Below are 2,096 nucleotides of genomic sequence, written 5' to 3'. Positions count from 1 at the left end.
GCTCCATCGTGCCCCGGTCACGTCAAGGCGATCTTTCACGAGGAAGCGGCAGCTGCCCTCGATGACTCCGGTGGCGATCGGCCAGCCGAGGGTGAGGGCGATGTGGTAGGCGAGGTAGGGCTGTTTGGCATCCAGGTAGGCCAGGGTGCGGGCGATGCCGGTGGTGGGGCGGGTGCCGTGGGCGGTGTGGGCGGCCAGGTGGGCGCGCAGGTCGGCGACGACGCGGGCGGAGTGGCCTTCCAGGATCTGCCGGACCGCGTCCTGTACCCATAGCGCGCGGGCGTTGTGGGTGCGGTGTAGGTCCTCGGCGGCGCGCCAGCAGTATTCGATGACGTGGACGATGTCGATGACGATGGTGACGTCCACGGCGCGGGCGGCGGCCTCGGCGCGGATGCGGTCGATCTGGTGGTTGTTGCCGTCGACCAGGGCGATCCAGCGGCGGCGATGCTGCGGGTCGCGGGCGCTTGCCTGGTCGAATAGGTCGTGGATCATCTCGGTGGGCGTGTGGGTGAGGGAGGCGTGGACGACCCGGCCGCCGGTGCGGGGACCGCGGCGGCGTTCGGCGCGCTCTTCGGCGGTGCTGGGGAGGATGTCGGCGGGGGTGCGGGGGGCGGGGCGGGCGTCGAAGGCGGCGGTGACGGTGGCCATCCGGCGGCGTCCCGGCTTGTCCCGGGCGGAGAGCTGGGCGGAGGGCGGGGCCGCCTCGGCGGCGCGGGCGGCGCCGGCGGCGCGCGTGCCCTCGCGCAGGTCGGCGGGGATCATGCTGACCCCGGTCGCGTCCACGCTCAACACGAGCAACTCCTCTGCTTGGCCGGGCAGTTCGACGGTGGCGTGGTGGGTGCTCAGCGCGTAGAACGCGGCGACGTCGCGGGCCGCTTCGGTGGTGATCTCCATCAACTGGCGGGTGCCCAGATGCTGGCCGGTGGCGCGGATCAGGGCCTCGCGGGCCGAGCGCAGCGAGCCGGCCGTCACCTCGTGCACCACCTGGCGGCGCAGCGGATGGGAGTACAGCGCCTCGGGCAGCGCGAGTGTGGCGTCGGCGGGGTGCAGGGCGGGCACGGCCGGGGCCCGGTAGGCGATCCGGGACACCTCCACCCGGCCCACCATGGTGGCCAGTTGGCGGCGGCGTCCCTTCTCGGCGCGGCGTCGGGCGACGCCGTCCGTCCCGGTCACCGCTTCGGCACGTTCCTCGGTGGCGGCGCGCAGGTCGAGGTGGTCTTGCAGCATCTGCCGCGTAAGTTCCCGCCCGGCGCTGGTGAGGTAGTCCTCCACCTGGTCGTGCGTCGCCTCGAGCAGTTCGGCCGAGCCCAGTCGGGCGGTCATCCTCTGAAGCAGGGCCCGCGCGCGGGCGAACGCGGCGTGGGCGTCGGCCGGTTCGCGATTCGGTCGCGCGGCGGGCGTGTCGCCGCCGACGACGACGGCGGGCGGATAGGGTTCCACCGGGTCTTTCTCCTGTTGGTCGATGGCTTCGATCACCTCGCCAACCGGGGAAGGCCCTTTTGTCGTTGGTCAGTTCACCCGTCCACCACGACGACGCCACGCGCGAGGGTGAACAGCCCGGGCTCGCGCTCGAGCACCCGTCCGGCCTGCTTCTCCCGCTTGAGGTGGTGGCGGACCTTCTCCGCCTCCCGCGGCACCGACGCGTCCCCGCCCAAGGCGGCCACGATGTCCTTGCAGCGCATAGCGGAGCGGCTCGCGGCCAGCACGTCCAGCATCACGGCGGTGAACGCCTCGCGTTCGGCCGTCCGACGCGCAGCACCGCAACCGGGTGCCGACGTCGGCTCGTCGCGTCGCGGGGCGGGAAGCTTCACCTGCACGGTCGGCGGGTGCACGCCAGGCAGCTCGGCGAGCACCTGTCGGGCCGTCAGCAACCGCTCCAGCCCACGCTCCGCGTCCGCCAGCAGCTTCCCGATCCGCTCCGCCTCGCCCCGCAGCCGCTCCACCTCGCTCCGGCAGGCCGCCACATGCTCCTCCAGCGCCCGCTCTACCGCTTCACAGCCCACCAGCCCACCTCACCGACCAGCACCATCACTCCGCCACGGCAACGAACCAGCGGCACCGACAGACACGCCCGTCACCTCAGGAGAAACGCACCC

General features: G+C 73.0%; 2 protein-coding genes. Both read right to left on the bottom strand.

Translation table 11 applies throughout. The features are described from left to right. On the bottom strand, positions 1-1,440 hold a 1,440-nt coding region (locus ACZ3TS_RS42815; protein WP_467628629.1), incomplete at its 3' end, for an ISKra4 family transposase. A gap of 74 nt (positions 1,441-1,514) precedes the next feature. Further along, positions 1,515-2,003, bottom strand: a complete 489-nt coding sequence (locus ACZ3TS_RS42810; RefSeq protein WP_467628626.1) for a hypothetical protein — start codon at positions 2,001-2,003, stop codon at positions 1,515-1,517. Positions 2,004-2,096 lie beyond the last annotated feature (93 nt).

This window comes from Streptomyces sp. NPDC022910 (assembly GCF_055561075.1).
Note: the sequence above shows the minus strand (reverse complement) of the source record. Positions and strands in the feature narration are given on the sequence as shown.